Origin of the sequence: Croceitalea rosinachiae, from assembly GCF_031846445.1 — a bacterium.
GTDB lineage: Bacteria > Bacteroidota > Bacteroidia > Flavobacteriales > Flavobacteriaceae > Croceitalea > Croceitalea rosinachiae.
Map to the genome: position 1 here is coordinate 14,499 of NZ_JAVRHR010000007.1, position 19,790 is coordinate 34,288.

Genomic DNA, 19,790 nt, shown 5'->3' on the forward strand with positions numbered 1-19,790 from the left:
GACTAAGATATAACTCCTGACCCAATCAATTCATCTTCAACGTACCAAGCTGCAAACTGGCCTTCGGTAATAGCAGATTGCTTTTCATCAAAATCTAAATATGCTCCGCCATCAACTTTATACAGTATCGCTTTTTGTAAAGCTTGGCGATATCGAATTCTGGCCTTGACTTCCATAGTCTCATCTAGGGTTAGTTTTAAATCTTTTCGAACCCAGTGTAATTCTTCATCATGAATAAATAGTGTACGACGATATAACCCAGGATGCGACTTTCCTTGACCCGTGTAAATAACGTTGTTATCGACATCGGTATCTATTACAAATAAAGGCTCTGGCGTACCACCAACATCTAAGCCTTTTCGTTGACCCATTGTAAAGTAATGCGCGCCTTGATGTTCCCCAACTATCTTTCCGTCTGTTAAATGGTACGCGGGCTTTTCAGCGTAATACTTCAGCTCTAAAGACTTGTCGGAAAATGAGGCTTGCCCATTTTGATATTGCGGTGAATCCGCTGGAATCTCAACAATAACACCCTTTTTAGGCTTCAATTTTTGTTGCAGAAAATCGGGTAACCGGACCTTGCCAATAAAACAAAGTCCCTGGGAATCTTTTTTATCTGCGGTAATCAAATTGTTTTTGGCGGCAATGTCGCGAACCGCTGGTTTCAATAATTCTCCTATCGGAAACAATGTCTTAGCGAGTTGTTCTTGAGATAATTGACATAAAAAATAAGATTGGTCTTTATTTCCATCAGCACCAGCGAGCAACTGATATGTTTCACTTCCATCTGAATTTTTAATAATGCCTTTTCGGCAATAGTGACCCGTCGCTACGTAATCAGCACCTAGGTCTAAAGCAATTTTTAAAAAGACATCAAACTTGATTTCACGATTACACAGCACATCGGGATTAGGAGTGCGTCCTCGTTCGTATTCATTGAACATATAATCAACAATACGTTCTTTGTACTCCACACTCAAATCGACCGTTTGAAACGGAATACCCAACTTATCTGCCACTATAAGCGCGTCATTGCTATCTTCTAACCAAGGACATTCATCTGAAATGGTCACGGAATCATCATGCCAGTTCTTCATAAAAAGACCGATTACCTCATATCCTTGTTCTTTGAGCAAATATGCGGTAACACTGGAATCTACTCCCCCTGATAATCCTACTACTACTTTCTTTTTCACTTCTTTAAAAACTATTCTGCAAAAATACGAAATAGCCTTTGTCTAAGTTTTATTCAATTCCTTAACAAAATACTAATGGATTAACAAATTTGAAAAAGCCTGAATTTTTTCTTTTTATGGATTAGAGTCAGTTTTAAACCTTGTAAATCAAATAGCTAAAGTGGAAATAATCATTATTAGGACAAAATTATTTTGTTTGATTTTTATCAATTAATGTTAAACATTTATTAAATTCTGTTTAATAAAAGCAACCATTTGTTGAACAAAATATCTTCATTATAATGTAAATATAATATTGAATATCAGTTACTTAATATAGATTTAAAAGCTAACTACTTGATTTTCAAATCAAAAAAAGTTCAAACATTATGTTTTTTTGTTAAACAATTAATTAAAACCCTTATTATGAAAGTCGTATTGAATTTTCTTAAACTGAGTGCTCTACTTGCTGTGTTTTTGTTCATCTCTTGTTCTGATGATGACGACGGAACTACAGACCCTCCAATGGAAGAAACAACTACCATTGTTGACTTAGCCATTGACACCGCTGATCTCAGCATTCTTGTTGAAGCCCTAACGGCTGCAAATTTGGTTGAAACCTTACAAGCTGATGGTCCTTTTACCGTTTTTGCACCTACAAACGAAGCTTTTACTGCATTTTTAGCAGCAAATAACTTTGCTTCCTTATCAGAAGTGCCTAATGATTTGCTGACCGATGTATTATTAAACCATGTGGTAAGTGGCACAAATTTATCTTCTAGTTTGTCTACTGGATATGTTTCTAGTTTATCAACTGCTGGGGCGGATGGTAGAAACCTAAGTTTATTTATAGATACCGCATCTGGAGTTGTAATCAATGGTGTAGCTACTGTAACAAACGCTGATAATGAAGCTGATAATGGTGTAGTACATATTGTAAATAGTGTGATAGGCTTACCTAATATTGTAGACCACGCAGTAGCTAATGGGGCCCTGTCATCTTTAGTTGGCGCTCTAACTACTGACAACAATACAACATTTACAGATTTACTTTCAAGCGATACTAATGTCTATACTGTATTTGCTCCAGTAAACGATGCCTTTACAGCTTTTACGAATCCGAATGATAACGATATCAATTCGGTTTTATCGTATCACGTAATTCCAGGTGCGGCTGTGTCTTCTGACCAGCTAATGAATATGTACGTTAGCACCGTAGCCACAAATGCAGATGGTGATAATTTGAATCAATATATCTCGACAGACGATGGGGTTCTTATTAATGGCACAAGCTCAGTTGTAATTGCAGATGTCATTGCCACAAACGGCGTAATCCATGCTGTGGATGGTGTCATTGACCTACCAACAGTAACAACATTTGCGGTAGCAGATGCCACTTTTGCACCTCTGGTTGCTGCACTTACCGAAGGTACGCCAGCTACTGATTTTGTATCAGTGCTTAACGGAGAAGGACCTTTTACCGTTTTTGCACCAACTGATACTGCTTTTCAAGCATTATTGGATAGCAATATGGAATGGAACAGTGTTACTGATATTGATGAGGCACTTTTAACAAGTGTTCTTCAACATCACGTTGTAACGCCAGGAAATGTGCGTTCAAGTGATTTAACCAATCCTGGAGACACCTCACCAAGCACGTTAGAAGATGATGCAATCAAGATTACCTTACCTGGTACAGGTGACAACATTGCAGATGTTACTGATGGCGCAGGCAATACAGATATTGGAATTGTGGTGGTCGATGTTCAAGCTAATAATGGAGTAATCCATGTGTTGAACAAGGTAATGATTCCAGATACTACAAATTAATTTATCAAAAAGGGCAATAGCAGAACACTATGGCCCTTTTTCTACTGATTGAACTTTCAATTAACACCCTAAAAACTATATGAAATGAAACACTTTTTACAACTCAAGAATTTTTTATTGCTTTTTGCAATAACAGCATTTGTATTGTCATGTGACAAAGATGACGATCAAAACACTACACCAAATCAGACTACATCAACAAACATTGTTGAAACCGCACAAGGTAATGATGCTTTGAGCTCACTGGTGGCAGCTTTAGGGAAAGCTGACGAGAATGAAGACTCCAATCTTATTAGCACATTAAGTGGTGACGGTCCATTTACCGTATTTGCCCCTACCAATGATGCATTCGCAGCATTGCTTGCTGATTTAGAAGGGTTTGAAACTTTAGCCGATTTTAATACAGAAGAAGAAAAGGCACTTCTTGCTGAAATTTTAAAATATCATGTTGTAGCTGGCACAGCTACAGCGTCAACAGACCTTTCGGAAGGTCAAGAAATTGCTACGGTACAAACAGAAACTGTCACTGTCTCCCTTGAAGGTGGGGTTTTTATAAATGATTCCGAAGTCATTACTCCCGATGTGGAAACTTCCAATGGAATTGTACATGTAATCGACAAAGTACTAGTTCCCCAAGCCGTATTAAATGCACTAAACTCAGATGACCTAGTAGATGTGGTCATAGCTACTGAAACACTATCGGTACTAGAAGCCGCTGTTATTAAAGCTGGTTTAGTGGATACGCTTAAGAGTGATGGCCCTTTTACTGTTTTTGCTCCTACCGATGATGCTTTTACCGGCCTTTTAATGACTTTAGGTGAGGACTATAGCTCTTTGGATGATTTTGATACAGAGGAAGAAATCGCCCTATTAAAAAACATCTTATTGTACCATGTTATTCCGACTAAGGTTTTAGAAGCTGATTTAACTGCTGGAACAGTAGGTACTGCATTTCCTGAAAATTCAATTGAGATCATTGCAGATGGCGAGACTTTTGTTGTCGGCGATGCATCAGAAACCAATGCAAATATTACGCTAACCGATGTAATGGCCACAAATGGTGTCGCTCATGTCATCGATAAAGTGTTATTGCCACAAGCAGCTTTAGATTTTTTGGCGACAATTGAAATGATGAACATTGTGGAGACTGCCATCGCAACCGACGATTTGAGCCTCTTGGTCGATGCACTGATAGCTGCCAATGCAGGCATGGTTGACACTTTGAGCGGTGATGGCCCTTTTACCGTATTCGCGCCTACCAATCATGCATTTGTAAATCTCTTGGAAATTCTTGGAGATGACTACCATAGCCTTACCGATTTTGATACACAAGAAGAGCTGGACCTTTTGGTCAAAATATTGACCTATCATGTCGTTTCTGGTACCGAGGCCTTCTCTACCGATCTGTCTGATGGACAAGAAATTGCGACTGTAAATGGTGCCAATGTTACTGTTAGTCTTGATGGAGGCGTGTTTATTAAAGACGCATCTGAAAACCCTGCACAAGTAATCATACCTGATGTAGATGCAAGCAACGGGGTGGTGCATGTCATCGACAAAGTATTATTACCTCAGGAAGCACTGGATTTTGTGGCTACCTTGAACATGATGAACATTGTGGAGACTGCCATCGCAACCGACGATTTGAGCCTCTTGGTCGATGCACTGGTAGCTGCCAATGCTGGCTTGGTTGATACTTTGAGCGGTGATGGACCATTCACAGTATTCGCACCTACCAATCATGCATTTGTAAATCTCTTGGAAATTCTTGGAGATGACTACCATAGCCTTGCCGATTTTGATACACAGGAAGAGTTGGACCTTTTGGTCAAAATATTGACCTATCACGTCGTTTCTGGTACCGAGGCCTTCTCTACCGATTTATCCGACGGACAAGAAATTGCTACCGTTAATGGCGCAAAAGTGACCATTGGAATTAATGGAAACGGAGTATCAATTAAAGATGCAACCGACGACAGAGCACATGTGGAAATACCAGATGTAGATGTAAGCAACGGGGTGGTGCATGTCATTGACAAAGTACTATTACCGCAGGAAGCACTGGACTTTGTGGCCACCTTGAACATGATGAACATTGTGGAGACTGCCATCGCAACCGACGATTTGAGCCTCTTGGTCGATGCACTGGTAGCTGCCAATGCTGGCTTGGTTGACACTTTGAGCGGTGACGGGCCTTTTACCGTCTTTGCGCCTACCAATCATGCATTTGTAAATCTCTTGGAAATTCTTGGAGATGACTACCATAGCCTTACCGATTTTGACACACAAGAAGAGCTGGACCTTTTGGTCAAAATATTGACCTATCACGTCGTTTCTGGTACCGAGGCTTTCTCTACCGATTTATCCGACGGACAGGAAATTGCTACCGTTAATGGTGCCAATGTTATTGTTAGTCTTGATGGAGGTGTGTTTATTCAAGATGCCACAGATACTGATGCACAAGTAATTATACCTGATGTTGATGCAAGTAACGGTGTGGTCCATGTAATAAATAAAGTATTGTTACCTCAAGAGGTATTAGACATTTTATTTCCACCAACACCCAATATTGTAGAGCTGGCACAATCTGTTGAAGACTTAAGCATTTTAGTAGACGTATTGATTCAAGCGGACGCTGGTTTAGTAGAGGCCTTAAGTGGTGAAGGCCCTTTTACAGTGTTTGCACCTACCAATCACGCATTTGAAAACTTGCTTCACAGCTTGGGCAGCTCTTATAATAGTATCGAAGATTTTGATACGCATGAAGAAAGAGAATTACTAGCTAAAATATTGACATATCATGTAGTAAGTGGAGAAGTCGTTAGTGAGATGGATATTACCGGTCATTTAAGGTTAGAAACGCTTCATGGTGAAAAAATTGAAGCAATTGAGGATCATCCCATACGAATCAGTGACAAAACCCATATTGATGCCAATGTAACGGCAGTAGATAATATCGCCAGTAACGGAATTGTACATATTATTGATAAAGTTCTTTTACCACAAGAAATTCTTGATTTATTGCACTAAATCTGTTGAAAACTATAAATATGTAAGGTTTTTATTACTAATAAATGCCGTTGGTATCGACCAACGGCATTTCTTTATTTATACTCGATTACCGTTCATCGATGACACATCAAAAGGTACCCTATTACCATACAAAAGATGGCACTTGACAACTATTAGTTTTTTAAGTAGAATTTACTTGTCATCTTTGAAGTCCCGAATCTTTCCAAACTATACCTATTATGGTAGAAGCTTCCCCCTATCGGGGGAAGTTTTTTAAAGGAAAGTTCCCCAAGATTTTTTTATCTCCTTCCCGCTTTCTTTTGTTCTTCAGCTTGCTCCATCATCTCGCGCATTTTTTTCTGGAATTTGTTCTCCTTTTTAGGTTTCTTTTTGTTCTCTTGAATTTGGGCATGAATCTTATCCTCATCCAAAATATAATTCTTGATGGCCAACATGATAAAAATGGTAATGAGGTTAGAGATGAAATAATACAAACTCAATCCACTAGCGTAGTTATTAAAGAATACCAGCATCATTACTGGTGATAGGTACATAATAAATTTCATGTTCGGCATACCGGGCTGTTGCTGCATTTGCATACTTTGACCAGTAGTCATCATCATGTAAAAGAAAATAGCGATTGATGCCAAGATTGGAAATAAACTTACATGATCCCCATAAAACGGAATACTAAAGGGCAGATTAAAAATAGTATCGTAAGAACTTAAATCTTCCGCCCATAAAAACGATTTCTGTCTTAAAGCAAAAGAGGTGGGAAAAAACATGAACAAAGAATAAAAAATAGGTAATTGCAGCAATGCCGGTATACAGCCACTCATCGGGCTCACCCCTGCCTTGTTGTACAATTTCATGGTTTCTTGCTGCTTCTTCATCGCATTATCTTTCAGCCTCTCATTGATTTCAGTAATCTCTGGTTTTAAAACCTTCATCTTAGCTTGAGATAGGTATGACTTGTATGTAACAGGCGATAAGGCCAAACGCACAATAATGGTCATGATTACAATTGCTATTCCGTAAGGCAAAAACGAACTTAAAAAAGTATAGAATGGGGTAAATACAAATCGGTTTATCCAACCAAAAATCCCCCAACCAAAAGGAATGGATTCTACCAAACCTAATTCTTTGTAATCATCTAAAACTTGAATATCAGTAGGGCCATAATACCAGTGCATATTTTGGGATAACTCACCTCCCTGAAGATCTAAGGTTGTTTTTGTGGTATATTCTTTTGTGAATTTCTCTTCTTTACTTTCTTCTTCCACTAGGTTTTTAGAAGTGAGTTCTGCAGATTTAAAGTTTTGATTGGTTGCAAGAATAGAACTAAAGAAGTGTTGACGGTACGATAACCACTTTATATCAACTTCAGTTTCTTCATCTAGCTCACTACTTTCAGATAGTTTACTGATTTTTTCACCATCATGATTATATGTTAGCCTGGTATAGCGATTTTCATACTGTACACTTTTATTGTGACGAATACCTTTTAAGTTCCATTCTAAATCAACTGGCTTAGAGGAGTTGAAGACACCATTAAGGCCTTGTGAGCGAATAGTAAAATCCACCAAATAATCATTTGGTTTCATTTCATAACGATATTCTAGGTATTGATTAGCCGAAACTTTGGCCTTCATTGACAGTACCTGATTATTACCACTCTTTGATAAAGTAGGTTCAAAGTAAAGGTCTGTAGTATTCAAAACGCGATTATCATTAGTTGAGAATGATAGTCCAAATTCTGCATTACCATCTTTAACTAAGTAAACAGGAACTGAATCGTAAGTGACGAAATTCTGCATTTTAGCAGTAACAATTTGTCCGCCTTTATTAGCTATTTCCAAAGAAACCAAATCGTTTTTTAGTATGGTTGAACCATTCTGCGTTTGAGTAAAACCAAAGGCCCCTACTGCGCTTTTATAATTTGCAACAGCGGTGGAATCTTGAATATTTAGAATCGGCTTTTCCGCAATAGCCTCTGGTGTAACCGTATCTGTTGTTTCTTGCGCTTTTTCTTCAGCTTCTACTTGCTCTTGCTGTGCCTTTTGCGCTTCCAATTCTTCTGGAGTTGGTTGTTTGAGATACATCCAACCCAACAAAATGGCAAAAATCAATACAAATCCTATAATGGATTTTACATCCAGTTTCTTTTCTTCCATGAAAGTTATTTAGTAATATATATCTGCCTACTTGGCTCGCAAATATATATCCAAATGTGCAGTTTATGCCAAACTGGCATTAGTTTGTTGAAGTTTTTGCTCTAAAACAGCCTTCACAAATCCTACAAACAAGGGATGTGGGTTGGCAACCGTACTTTTATATTCAGGATGATATTGCACACCAACAAACCATGGGTGTAATGGCAACTCTACAATTTCAACAAGGTTTGTTTTTTTATTTATACCGGAAGCCACTAAACCTGAATCTTCTAAAGCAGTTTTATAAGCATTGTTATACTCAAAACGGTGACGATGACGTTCTGAAATTTCATTGGCGCCTCCATAAACTTCTTGAGCAAGCGTCTCTGGTTTTAGCTCACAATCCCAAGAACCAAGGCGCATTGTTCCACCTTTATTGGTCACTGTTTTTTGCTCTTCCATCAAATTGATTACCGGATCAGGAGTGTTTTCATCCATTTCAGTTGAGTTGGCATTTTCAAGACCTAAGACATTTCTTGAATATTCAATAACTGCCATCTGCATTCCTAGACAAATACCTAAAAACGGGATATTATTTTCGCGAGCATACTGCACTGCTAAAATTTTGCCTTCAATGCCCCGTTCTCCAAAACCTGGAGCAACCAAAACTCCATTTAGACCCATCATTTTCTTATCTATATCATTTCTAGAAATATGTTCAGAATGTATGGAGCGTACATTTACTTTAACTTCATTCGCAGCACCTGCATGGATAAAAGACTCAAGGATGGATTTATAAGAGTCTTGTAATTCCACGTACTTCCCTATTAAACCAATGGTAACCTGACTTTTTGGGCTTTTGTGTTTTTGAAGAAACTGTTTCCAATTTGTTAAATCTGGTTCGATAATATCAGGTAAATCCAATTTTTTTAAAGCAACAGTATCCAAACCTTCCTCTTGCATTAAAAGGGGAACGTCATAAATAGTTGAAGCATCAATTGATTGAACAACGGCTTCTTTCTTAACATTACAAAAAAGTGCCAACTTCTCTTTTTTCTCTTCTGAAATATTATGCTCGGTTCTGCATACCAAAATATCCGCTTTTATTCCACTTTCCATAAGCGTCTTAACAGAATGCTGAGTGGGCTTTGTTTTTAGTTCACCTGCAGCGGCCAAATACGGAACTAATGTTAGATGAATGACTATACCATTATTATCGCCAAGTTCCCAAAGCAATTGTCTAACTGCTTCAATATAGGGCAATGACTCTATATCACCTACAGTGCCACCAATTTCAGTAATGACAATATCATACTCTCCGCTGTTGCCCAACAGTTGAATTCGTTCCTTAATTTCATTGGTAATATGCGGAACAACTTGAACCGTTTTACCTAAAAACTCGCCTCTGCGTTCTTTTTCAATAACACTTTGGTATATTCTGCCCGTGGTAACATTATTTGCTTGCGAAGTATTTACATTTAAAAAACGTTCGTAATGTCCTAAATCTAGGTCAGTTTCTGCTCCATCATCCGTCACATAACATTCGCCATGTTCATAAGGGTTTAACGTACCAGGATCAACGTTAATATAAGGATCTAACTTTTGAATGGTAGTCTTGTAACCTCTTGCTTGTAGTAATTTGGCAAGAGATGCGGCGATAATACCTTTACCTAATGAAGATGTTACGCCTCCCGTAACAAAAATGTACTTTGTTTGTGACATGATTGTATCTGTTGTTACGGGGCATAAAGGTACTAATTATCACTAGAAACTTGAGCTCTTATTTCGGAAATTCTTTTTGAAGCTTTCTAATTATTGGTTCCAGCCCATTAGATTTTATGTCTAAAGTTGTTTCTAAATATTCTCCCAACTTTCCAGTAGGGAATCCTTTTTGTTTGAACCAAACCAAGTAAGCAACGGGCAAATCAACTAAATACCAATCTTTATGCTTGCCAAATGGCATTTTATAATGTGCAAGCTCTAATAATTTTCGTTTATCAGGTTTGATTTCCATTTGCTTTTTTAATGTATTATCTTTCTTGAAGTTAAATTATAATTATGCAACGAAGAAATTTTATTGCCACTGCAGCTATTGGAACAGCTGGTTTAGCGGCAACAAAAGTAACTGCCAATATTGATAGTAACAATAAAGATTTTGAATTAAAAAACAATATCAATCATAGTGTCTGCCAATGGTGCTTTGACAGTTATGCTTTAGAAGATTTTTTAAAAGTATTGAACGAACTAGGCATAAAGGCAATCGACTTAATTGGCCCAAAAGATTGGCCATTGTTAAAAAAATATAACATCCACTGTTCCATGTGCAACGGAGCAGAAATAAGTTTGACCGAAGGCTGGAATGATCCAAAAAATCATGAGCAGCTTGTACAGAATTATGCAGAAATTATTCCACAAGTAGCCCAAGCTGGGTATACCAATCTTATTTGTTTTAGTGGAAATAGAAACGGCATGAACGACTATGTAGGTTTGCAAAACTGTGTTGATGGTCTTTCACAGATTATGCCCATAGCAGAAAAGCATGGTGTTGTCATTCAAATGGAACTTTTCAACCAAGTTAACCATCCAGATTACATGTGTGATAGCTCTATTTGGGGGGTGGAGCTTTGCAAACACTTAGGCAGTGACAACTTTAAACTGCTTTTTGATATTTACCATATGCAAATTCAAGAAGGTGATATTATTAGAAGCATTCAAAATTACCATCCATATTTTGGACATTATCATACTGCTGGTGTGCCTGGACGAAATGAAATTGATGAAACCCAAGAATTATACTACCCTGCAATAATGAATGCCATTTTGGCAACAGGTTATAAAGGGTATGTCGCCCAAGAATTTATTACTACCTGGGAAGATAAAATTGCAGCTTTGAAAGATGCATTCTTAAGATGTGATATTTAGTTATTCAACAATTTATACCTTATACTTATGAAAACAATGACCTGTAATCAATTGGGCGGTGCTTGTGACATGAATTTTACCGCCGAAACTTTTGAGGAAATTGCAGAAATGAGTAAGAAACATGGGATGGAAATGTTTCAAAAACAAGATGCAGCGCATCTTAAAGCCATGGATAAAATGAAAGTATTAATGCAGTCACCACGGGCGATGCATGATTGGTTTGAAAATAAACGTAAAGAATTTGAGGAAATGAAAAATAATCAGGACTTTGCCTAATTTTCGATTTTAGATAATGCCTCAGCTATTCTAGCATTCCATTCTAGTTGTGCTTCTCTATTTCTAGAAAAATTGGTTTCCCAATCATATTTATCTTGAAAATCGGAAAGTTCCTTTAATATTTCTTTGTAAATTTTTCTAATCTCAGTTTTCACGTTTTCTGTAAAAGAAGTGCGGCTTAATATCAATCGCATTTTTCTTGCAAATAGCTCTGAAATATCAAAATGCAATTGTTCATGACTTAAAATTAAATCATCACAAGAATCGGGTTTGTACCACGACTCATTAGGATAAAAATAAGCGTTCACGGTGTAATCTAATTTTACCTCGTGATGTAATAAGTTTGCGGAATACTTATAACTAATACCGCTAGCAGTAGTAGCCGCAGGAACAGCATCTGGAGGAATTGGTCCCTTAAAATCGCTCCATGTCAAGCGTTTATCCGCACTCCAAAGCACAGACTCTTCCAACTCTTGTGCAGAGCCAAAATACCCTAACAATAGTAGAGTAGCTATAAGTTTTAACTTCTTGTCCAATTAAATGTAATTTCTTTTTCTATATCTGGATGAAGGCTATAGTGAATCGGACAGGTATGACCTGTGCGTTCTAATATCACTCTATTCTTTTCAGAGACACTGGAAGGCAATTCTAAATGAACTTCTATTTTTGAAATCCGACGCGGATTCGAGGCCATATGTTTGGTAACTTCGGCAGTAGAACCAGCTAAATCTACGTCCAAGTCTCTAGCCTTAATCCCCATAACAGTTATCATACAGCTCGCCAAACCAGTGGCAACAGTATCGGTTGGCGAAAATGCCTGCCCCAAACCATGATTGTCCAATGGTGCATCAGTTATAAATTCATTTCCAGAGCGAATATGAACACAAGTAGTTCTTAATTCACCTGTATAAGTTACTTTCGATGTCATTTGGTATCAATTTGTTTAATTCGCAATTCATCATATTGCATTAAATAAGAAGCTTGGTTATAAAATCCAGAGGTCCAATTATTGTTATAATCAAAACCATAACCACTGTATTCTGTTCTTCCAATAATTCGTTCTGTCTCAAAAAGGTTTTTCTTGTGCGCCAATTTTAGAAGTAAGTCATATGTCAAATCAAATCCTCGAACAGCAAAACGATCAGGAGCATATCCAAATTTTCTTTTGTAATCTTTTACAAAACTGTCATTATCTTGTTCACGATATGAAGATGGAAACATAAATTGAAGGTTAGACAAATGTGGGCGAGACACTGATTCTCCTTCAAAAGCACTATTATAATCAGTTGTAAACATCCTTACCTTAATATCACCACCTTCCTCTACTGGTCCAATGGATGCATTTAAAATCGAACTAACACTAGTAATTAAATTAGGTTTATTGGTTTCAACAAAAACCCAATTTTCTTCTTGTTCAGATAGCATGGTTTGAAAATCTACCAAATGTAATGAACCATCTTCGCTCATTTTAGCGACCCGCGCCATAGGGAATATGCTCAAAATAGAATCTTTGGCAGATTGATGTTTGCCATCTGCTATAATAATCAAATTCTCATTAGTTCTTTTCTTTTGCACATATGACAAAATACGTTGTCGCATTGTTTCATCATCAGGCACTGTGAAGAATACATTGCTCAAACTCAAATCACTTTTCGCGGCAAAAGGGGCAATAACAGGTATATTGTAATTAGAAGCCTGTACCGCAACCTCGCCTAAAAGACCAGGGTCAATAGGGCCTAAAACCGCATCAGCACCCATTAAAGAGTTTTGTGAAAGTGTCATTTTAAGCGTCTCAAGATTACGCTCAGTATCATAAACTTCTACGTCGACTGATAAACCTAACTTCTTAATGGAATCTAATGCTACTAATGCCCCTGTATACAATCCAGCGGCATACTTTACTCCACTAAGTCTTTTTATCTGTGCCTCTGTTCTTTCAGAGTCTTTAAAGTCAATACGGTCTAATCTAAAGGGTAATAAAAAAACTACTTTAGGTCTATTTTCAATATTGATGCTGTCAACTAAATTAATTTTATCAAGTACTAGGGAATTCTTAACCTCAAGTACTTCTATTTTATTTTTAGGCAGTTTCAACACCATACCCGCTTTTAAACCATTTTCCAGCTCAGGGTTCAAAGCAAAAAGAGAGTCTCTTGAAATTTTTAAATTTTGCGTAAGTCTAAATATATTCTGTTTAGGCCTAACTTGATAAAAAATATAATTCTCCGTATTTACGACTTCGTTTTGAGGTTTTTGTTTGGGCAATCGCAAAACCATTCCTTCTTTTAAACCACCAATTTCATTAATTTCAGGATTAAGTTTAATCACTGAATCAACGGGAATACCATAGTTTTGACTTATCCTAAAAATACCAATTGCTTTAGGCACCGTGTAGGACTCGTACAAAACCACTTTTTGTTCATCTAGACTATCGCCTTTGGGCCGAGGTAGTTTTAGTTCTTGGCCAACAGCAAGGTAACTTGTGTTCTTGGGTAAATCTGGGTTAAAGAATAGCAAACTATCTATTGTAATTCCGTATTTATTGGCAATACTCCAACGAGTCTCTTTAGGTTGCACATTATACATTTCAAACTCAATATCTTTTTCTTCTTCAACTAGAACTTCTGGGTATTTAGGAATTTGCAAAACCATACCCTTTTTTAATTGTTCAGAATACAAATCCGTATTGTAACGTTTTATCTGTTCCTCCGTTACCTCGTATTTTTGAGTCAAGCTAAATAAGGTTTCCTTCTTTCTAACCCTGTGCCTCTGAAAACCTATTGGTTCTATTTGCTCCTCAGCGACTTCATCTTGTGGTTCTTCTTTAACCACTACTCCGCCAACAGGAATCACCAAAATAGTATTTGGTTTTATTTCTTCAGAATTCTTTATTTCTTTATTCTGCTGTAAAATGGCATAGGGCGTAACGCGGTACCGTTTTGCAATACTGTAAAGTGTCTCACCTTCTTTTACAGGATGGGTGATATATTTTTGTTGCCCAATAGCTAATACGCTAAATAACACCACTACAACAAAACAGCTATATTTTAAAATTTGATTTTTCATCTCTATAAATTTCGACCAATCATTTCGTATTCAATAAATATATATTGGTAGAGCAAGCTACTATTAATAAAGTCCCATTATGGGTTTTCATTATTCCCACTCTATAGTAGCGGGTGGCTTAGAGCTGATATCATATACAACTCTATTGACACCCTTTACTTTATTGATAATATCGTTAGATACTTTTTGTAAAAATCCATATGGTAAATTTACCCAGTCTGCTGTCATACCATCAGTACTTTCAACTGCTCTAAGTGCAACACATTTTTCATACGTACGTTCATCGCCCATAACACCTACACTATTTACGGGTAAAAGCATAGCTCCGGCCTGCCAAACCTTGTCATATAACCCATTTTTTTTCAATCCTTCAATAAAAATAGCATCTACATCTTGTAATATAGACACCTTTTCTGGGGTAATGTCACCTAAAATACGAATTCCCAATCCAGGTCCAGGAAAAGGATGCCTACCAAGAATAGAAGGGTCCATACCCATATTCTTGCCTACTCGACGTACCTCATCTTTAAACAATAAATGCAGCGGCTCCACAACCTTCAATTTCATATAATCTGGCAAGCCCCCAACATTATGGTGACTTTTTATCACAGCCGATGGACCACCACTGGCTGACACAGATTCTATGCGATCAGGGTAAATAGTACCCTGCGCCAACCAAGTTGCATTTTCAACCTGATGTGATTCATCATCAAAAACTTCAATAAAAACGCGGCCAATAATTTTTCTTTTACCCTCAGGATCCGATTCTCCTTTCAAGGCATCCAAAAAACGTGCCGAAGCATCTACCCCCTTCACATTAAGACCCATGCCCTTATATTGTTCTAGAACACTATCAAACTCATTCTTGCGCAACAAGCCATTATTCACAAAAATGCAGTGCAATTGCGAACCTATTGCTTTGTGTAACAACATCGCAGCAACACTTGAATCTACACCACCTGACAAGCCCAAAATTACCTTTTCATCCCCAATTTTTCCTTTTAGTTCTGCAACAGTGGTCTCTATAAAGGCATCAGGGGTCCAATCTTGTTTTAAACCTGCAATATCAACTAAAAAGTTTTGCAATAGTTGCTTGCCATCTTTTGTGTGATATACCTCTGGGTGGAATTGGATTCCATAAGTATTTTCCCCTTCAATTCTGAAAGCAGCATTTTCAACATCATTCGTGCTTGCCAATAAAACTCCCCTTTCAGGTAATTGCTTTACGGTATCACTATGGCTCATCCATACTTGACTACCTAAATGAACATTTTTCAAAAATTTCTCGTTTTCCTCTACTTTAGAAAGGTTGGCACGTCCATATTCCCTAGTAACAGAAGGAGCAACATTGCCACCATGGAAATGAGCTAAATATTGCGCTCCATAACAAATTGCCAGAAGGGGCTTCTTTCCTTTTATTGCAGACAAATCTGGATGCGGAGGATCATCTGCCCTTACCGAATATGGAGATCCCGAAAGAATTACGGCCTGAAATTGCGACAAATCTTCAGGTAATTTATTATAAGGTTTAATTTCTGAGTAAATATTGAGCTCCCGAACACGACGTGCTATCAATTGCGTGTACTGGGACCCAAAATCGAGAATGAGTACTTGGTTATGCATGGGCAAAAATAGCAATTTGGTAGCGTTGCAAAAGTGATTTTTAGGTATATTTATAACAACTTATCGAAAAGTTTTAAAATGAAACACTTAACCGCAATCATCTTTGGCTTAGCTATTGTCATAGCGGCATTTTTTTTGGGAAATGCCTATGTTGAACGTGCTAATCCGGCCCAAGTAATTTCAGTAACTGGACTTGGAAATGAAAATTTCACATCGGATCTAATTGTTTGGGAAGGTCGCTTTTCTGCTTATAGCTCGGTGTTGACCTCAGCGTTTGAACGGTTAAACGAGCAAAAAGAGATTGTTCGTAATTACTTAGTATCCAAAGGGATAAACAACGAAAATATCATCTTCACCTCGGTGCAAACCACAGAACAACGCGATAATAAATACGAAAATGGAAACTACGTTGGCAGCATTTTTAGAGGATATGAGCTTTCTCAATCAGTTCAAATAGAATCGATTGATGTATCAAAAATAGAGGCGGTTTCTCGTGAGATCACAGAATTATTGAATAAAGGGGTACAGTTCAATTCCTCTCCCCCAAGATACTATTACACAAAACTGGCCGACCTTAAAATTGAAATGATATCTAAAGCTACCGAAGATGCTAGAATACGTGCCGAACGAATTGCTGAAAATGCTGGTGGAAATTTAGGAGAACTTATATCCGCTAGAATGGGTGTTTTTCAAATTACAGGCCAAAATTCAGGAGAAGACTATAGCTGGGGTGGCTCGTTCAATACAGCATCGAAAAACAAGACCGCTTCCATCACTATCCGGTTGGAATATAACGTTAAGTAACTTTTTTCTTTACATTTTTAATCATTTCTTTGTCGACCAAACTTTTTGAGGATGATTAAAGGTTTCATATTTGATTTAGATGGTGTTATCACCGACACGGCAGAGCTTCATTATTTAGCTTGGAAAAAATTAGCTGAAGAAATGGATTGGACATTCGACCGAGAAGTAAATGAAAAACTTCGTGGAGTCTCGCGTATGGATTCCATTAATATTATTAAAAATCATAATAATGCTTCGGTTGCGGAAGATAAACTAGAAGAATTGGCAGCAATGAAAAATGATATTTATGTCGCCAGCTTAGATACCATGACACCTAAGGATTATCTACCAGGTGCTGAAGAACTTTTAACGCACTTAAGACAAGAAGGCTTTTTAGTAGCTCTAGGGAGTGCAAGTAAAAACTCTTCCAAAGTTTTGGAACAATTGGATGCCAAAAAGTATTTTGATGTCATTGGTGATGGTAACAGCGTTTCAAAAAGCAAACCAGCACCGGACATTTTTCTATTTGGAGCGGATAAACTAGGCCTTAAACCAGAGGAATGTATTGTTTATGAAGATGCTCAAAGTGGTGTTGACGCGGCTAAAGCCGGAGGTTTTTATTCCGTGGGAATAGGTCCTGAAGAACGTGTGGGTCATGCTAGTGTACGTTTTGAGACGATGAAAGAAGCCACCCTTTTTGAAGTGAAGTCGCATTTTCAAGACTTATTTTAAGAAACCTCTTAGCCCTATAAAAGAAAAGGCTCCAAGATATTTACTTGGGGCATTTTCTTTCCTAAATCTGTTGTTTTCAAAAGATTGGTTTTAATCCTTAACTTTCAGAGAAAAACCAACGACACATGAAAAATTGGCTTCTCCCATTTTTGGGAATATTCCTTCTGCATATTTCAATTTCTAATAGTCAAGAGATAAAATATTCTAAAGAACACGATAGTCTTTTAAAAATTTATCATACCATTCCGAATGATACGGCCAAAGCATCCCTTTTAGGAAAGCTACACCTTGCTGTTTTATATAGCGATATCGAACTGGCCAAAAAATATGCTTTGGAACAACTGGAGCTTTCCACAAAATTAAACTATGTCAAACGAGTTGCTTTTGCCAATTACAACATTGGAGGTTATTATAAAAATGTTGGTCAAAAAGATTCGGCAAGGTATTATTTTGAAAAAGCAAAACGTATTTTTTTGACCAGTGACTATCCAAGAGGAGAAGTGATTGCGAACAACGCCTTGGCCATTCTTGAATTGGCAGAAGGCAATGCAGATAGGGCCCTCGAAATGATAAACGAAAATATCAAAAGACGAATCTCAATGGAAGATTCGGTGGGTTTAGCTAAAGAATACAACTTTAAGGGCGGTATTTATGAGCATAAGGGCAACTTTCAATTAGCATATCAATATGTATTAAAGGCTTTGGAAATTTATAAAAAAATAGACCGACCAATTGACAAAGCCGATGCCCTCTACGTTTTATCCTCATTAGAAAGCGGATTTGAAAATTTTGAAAAGTCCAAAGAATATTCCTTAGAAGCACTTTCAATTTATAAAGCTTATGGAGATTCCTTCTATGAGGCCCTTTTAACAGTAGGTATAGGTCAAGATTATTATAACCTAGAAAACTATGAAGATGCGAAAAACTATCTTTTAAATGGCCTGGGAAAAGCCAAAAACATTAAATCTCCGGTAATTGAAGGAATGGCCTTAAGAAATTTAGGAAGAACCTATGTCAAACTTGGCAAGATTGATGAAGGAATAAGAAATCTCAAATCTGCAATCAAATTGAATGAAGATAATGATAGACCTATGGCCTTACTGCGAACGTTGAATAATATAAGTGAAGCTTACAACCAAATTGGGAATGCCAATGGAGCTATTTCATACATGAATAGGGCCGTTATACTATCCGATTCCATTGAGGCGCCTGGTTTACTGGCTGCTGCCTTTGAAATTCGTTCGAAAGCCTTAAAACAAAAAAAAGAGTATCAAAACGCCTTACGAGATTATGAACAATTTAAATTCTTGGAAGACAGCATCTTTACTGTGAAAAAGAATAAACAAATAGAAGAGTTACGCACCATTTACGAAACAGAAAAAAAAGAGCAACAAATTGCCATACAAGAACAAAAAATTGATTTATTGGAAGAAAAAGCCAAAGTGAGTCACCTTCAAAAATTATTATTGGGCGGTAGTATTGGGTTTTTGTTAATTCTTTTAGGTTTTGGTTATTATGGCTTCCGGCAAAAGATTAGAAGAAATCGACTCGAAAAAGAAAAAGTAGCCGCTGAACTCGCCTTTAAAAAGAAAGAATTAACAACCCATGCCCTTCACCTAGCCAAAAAAAATGAGGTTTTAGAAAGTGTAAAACTAAAGGCAAAGGCCCTTAAAGAAAAAGAGGGTGCTTCCGGTTATCAAGAACTCATAAAGACCATCAACTTTGACCAACAAGATGATAAAAACTGGGAGAGCTTTACCCAATACTTTGAACAGGTACATAAAGACTTTGCAAGCAATGTCAAGAAAAAATATCCTGAGGTGACCAAAAACGAACTTCGGTTCATGGCCCTAATGAAGATGAATATGTCTTCAAAAGAGATTGCCAATATTCTGAATATCTCAATCTCTGGGGTAAAAAAAGCTAGAAATCGTCTCAGAAAAAAGTTGAGCATTACTCCCCGAGAGTCCTTGGAAGAACTGATTATAACGATTTAACATCTATCATCTGTTTCTTCGGAGTCTTGGAACACCTTTAAAATAAGGCACTTCAAGAGTGTCACCCCTTTGTCACCCCTGTTTTTTTTTATCCGTATCGCTTACAACTTAGGTTTGCTTCATCATTAAGTTGATAAACTGTTTTGTGGTGTCTTGTTCGGTCTAGGGCTGCAGACCAAACCCGAACAGGAACACACAGAACGATCAAGTATAACCACAAA

At 37.3% G+C, this 19,790-nt stretch carries 15 protein-coding genes; 7 read left to right on the plus strand and 8 right to left on the minus strand.

The genetic code is table 11. The annotated features are described in order from the left end of the window. Window positions 1-2: 2 nt before the first annotated feature. On the minus strand, window positions 3-1,196 hold the full coding sequence (gene mnmA, locus RM706_RS16085) for a tRNA 2-thiouridine(34) synthase MnmA (RefSeq protein ID WP_311353295.1): 1,194 nt from the start codon (window positions 1,194-1,196) through the stop codon (window positions 3-5). 405 nt (window positions 1,197-1,601) lie between these two features. On the opposite strand from mnmA, the gene RM706_RS16090 reads away from it, so the two are divergent. Both RM706_RS16090 and RM706_RS16095 read left to right on the plus strand, forming a co-directional pair. Further along, window positions 1,602-3,005, plus strand: a complete 1,404-nt coding sequence (locus RM706_RS16090; protein ID WP_311353296.1) for a fasciclin domain-containing protein — start codon at window positions 1,602-1,604, stop codon at window positions 3,003-3,005. Between the two features lie 84 nt (window positions 3,006-3,089). Then, entirely contained in the window at window positions 3,090-6,035 is a 2,946-nt protein-coding gene (locus RM706_RS16095) for a fasciclin domain-containing protein (RefSeq protein ID WP_311353297.1), read from the plus strand. A 281-nt stretch (window positions 6,036-6,316) separates the two neighbouring features. Here the strand turns inward: RM706_RS16095 and yidC are convergent, their stop codons facing one another. The 3 genes from yidC to RM706_RS16110 form a co-directional block, all read right to left on the minus strand. Then, the gene (gene yidC, locus RM706_RS16100) at window positions 6,317-8,191 is read right to left on the minus strand and encodes a membrane protein insertase YidC (protein WP_311353298.1); all 1,875 of its coding nucleotides are present in this window, start codon (window positions 8,189-8,191) and stop codon (window positions 6,317-6,319) included. Window positions 8,192-8,254: 63 nt separating this feature from the next. Continuing rightward, on the minus strand, window positions 8,255-9,892 hold the full coding sequence (gene pyrG, locus RM706_RS16105; protein ID WP_311353299.1) for a CTP synthase: 1,638 nt from the start codon (window positions 9,890-9,892) through the stop codon (window positions 8,255-8,257). Between the two features lie 58 nt (window positions 9,893-9,950). Continuing rightward, a complete protein-coding gene (locus RM706_RS16110; protein WP_311353300.1) occupies window positions 9,951-10,184 on the minus strand; it encodes a DUF3820 family protein in 234 nt (77 codons plus the stop codon). Between the two features lie 44 nt (window positions 10,185-10,228). Here RM706_RS16110 and RM706_RS16115 point away from each other — a divergent pair, with 44 nt between their 5' ends. Together RM706_RS16115 and RM706_RS16120 are read left to right on the plus strand one after the other, a co-directional pair. After that, complete coding sequence (locus RM706_RS16115; RefSeq protein WP_311353301.1) at window positions 10,229-11,092, plus strand: hydroxypyruvate isomerase family protein; 864 nt, start codon at window positions 10,229-10,231, stop codon at window positions 11,090-11,092. 27 nt (window positions 11,093-11,119) lie between these two features. Next, window positions 11,120-11,368: a DUF1059 domain-containing protein gene (locus RM706_RS16120; protein WP_311353302.1), complete on the plus strand. Its 249-nt coding sequence runs from the start codon at window positions 11,120-11,122 to the stop codon at window positions 11,366-11,368. On the opposite strand, the gene RM706_RS16125 is transcribed toward RM706_RS16120, so the two are convergent. From RM706_RS16125 to guaA, 4 genes are all read right to left on the minus strand, one after another. Then, a complete protein-coding gene (locus tag RM706_RS16125; RefSeq protein ID WP_311353303.1) occupies window positions 11,365-11,904 on the minus strand; it encodes a DUF922 domain-containing protein in 540 nt (179 codons plus the stop codon). The genes RM706_RS16120 and RM706_RS16125 overlap by 4 nt on opposite strands. Beyond that, complete coding sequence (locus RM706_RS16130) at window positions 11,889-12,296, minus strand: OsmC family protein (protein WP_311353304.1); 408 nt, start codon at window positions 12,294-12,296, stop codon at window positions 11,889-11,891. The genes RM706_RS16125 and RM706_RS16130 overlap by 16 nt, the downstream gene beginning before the upstream one ends. Next, the gene (locus RM706_RS16135) at window positions 12,293-14,434 is read right to left on the minus strand and encodes a PBP1 and LysM peptidoglycan-binding domain-containing protein (RefSeq protein ID WP_311353305.1); all 2,142 of its coding nucleotides are present in this window, start codon (window positions 14,432-14,434) and stop codon (window positions 12,293-12,295) included. The genes RM706_RS16130 and RM706_RS16135 overlap by 4 nt, the downstream gene beginning before the upstream one ends. 90 nt (window positions 14,435-14,524) lie before the next feature. Beyond that, window positions 14,525-16,057, minus strand: coding sequence for a glutamine-hydrolyzing GMP synthase (gene guaA / locus RM706_RS16140; protein WP_311353306.1), 1,533 nt, complete (start codon window positions 16,055-16,057; stop codon window positions 14,525-14,527). Between the two features lie 78 nt (window positions 16,058-16,135). Here guaA and RM706_RS16145 point away from each other — a divergent pair, with 78 nt between their 5' ends. From RM706_RS16145 to RM706_RS16155, 3 genes are all read left to right on the plus strand, one after another. Beyond that, on the plus strand, window positions 16,136-16,861 hold the full coding sequence (locus RM706_RS16145; protein WP_311353307.1) for an SIMPL domain-containing protein: 726 nt from the start codon (window positions 16,136-16,138) through the stop codon (window positions 16,859-16,861). Between the two features lie 51 nt (window positions 16,862-16,912). After that, entirely contained in the window at window positions 16,913-17,572 is a 660-nt protein-coding gene (gene pgmB, locus RM706_RS16150; RefSeq protein WP_311353308.1) for a beta-phosphoglucomutase, read from the plus strand. Window positions 17,573-17,697: 125 nt separating this feature from the next. Further along, complete coding sequence (locus RM706_RS16155; RefSeq protein ID WP_311353309.1) at window positions 17,698-19,569, plus strand: hypothetical protein; 1,872 nt, start codon at window positions 17,698-17,700, stop codon at window positions 19,567-19,569. The last annotated feature ends 221 nt before the right edge of the window (window positions 19,570-19,790 follow it).

Excerpts from the sequence above, each read along its gene's own strand:
- RM706_RS16115 (WP_311353301.1), top strand. The coding sequence starts at position 10,229 with ATGCAACGAAGAAATTTTATTGCCACTGCAGCTATTGGAACAGCTGGT.
- RM706_RS16130 (WP_311353304.1), bottom strand. The coding sequence starts at position 12,296 with ATGACATCGAAAGTAACTTATACAGGTGAATTAAGAACTACTTGTGTT.
- RM706_RS16145 (WP_311353307.1), top strand. The coding sequence starts at position 16,136 with ATGAAACACTTAACCGCAATCATCTTTGGCTTAGCTATTGTCATAGCG.
- RM706_RS16155 (WP_311353309.1), top strand. The coding sequence starts at position 17,698 with ATGAAAAATTGGCTTCTCCCATTTTTGGGAATATTCCTTCTGCATATT.
- pyrG (WP_311353299.1), bottom strand. The coding sequence starts at position 9,892 with ATGTCACAAACAAAGTACATTTTTGTTACGGGAGGCGTAACATCTTCA.
- RM706_RS16120 (WP_311353302.1), top strand. The coding sequence starts at position 11,120 with ATGAAAACAATGACCTGTAATCAATTGGGCGGTGCTTGTGACATGAAT.
- RM706_RS16110 (WP_311353300.1), bottom strand. The coding sequence starts at position 10,184 with ATGGAAATCAAACCTGATAAACGAAAATTATTAGAGCTTGCACATTAT.
- RM706_RS16095 (WP_311353297.1), top strand. The coding sequence starts at position 3,090 with ATGAAACACTTTTTACAACTCAAGAATTTTTTATTGCTTTTTGCAATA.
- yidC (WP_311353298.1), bottom strand. The coding sequence starts at position 8,191 with ATGGAAGAAAAGAAACTGGATGTAAAATCCATTATAGGATTTGTATTG.
- RM706_RS16135 (WP_311353305.1), bottom strand. The coding sequence starts at position 14,434 with ATGAAAAATCAAATTTTAAAATATAGCTGTTTTGTTGTAGTGGTGTTA.
- guaA (WP_311353306.1), bottom strand. The coding sequence starts at position 16,057 with ATGCATAACCAAGTACTCATTCTCGATTTTGGGTCCCAGTACACGCAA.
- RM706_RS16090 (WP_311353296.1), top strand. The coding sequence starts at position 1,602 with ATGAAAGTCGTATTGAATTTTCTTAAACTGAGTGCTCTACTTGCTGTG.
- pgmB (WP_311353308.1), top strand. The coding sequence starts at position 16,913 with ATGATTAAAGGTTTCATATTTGATTTAGATGGTGTTATCACCGACACG.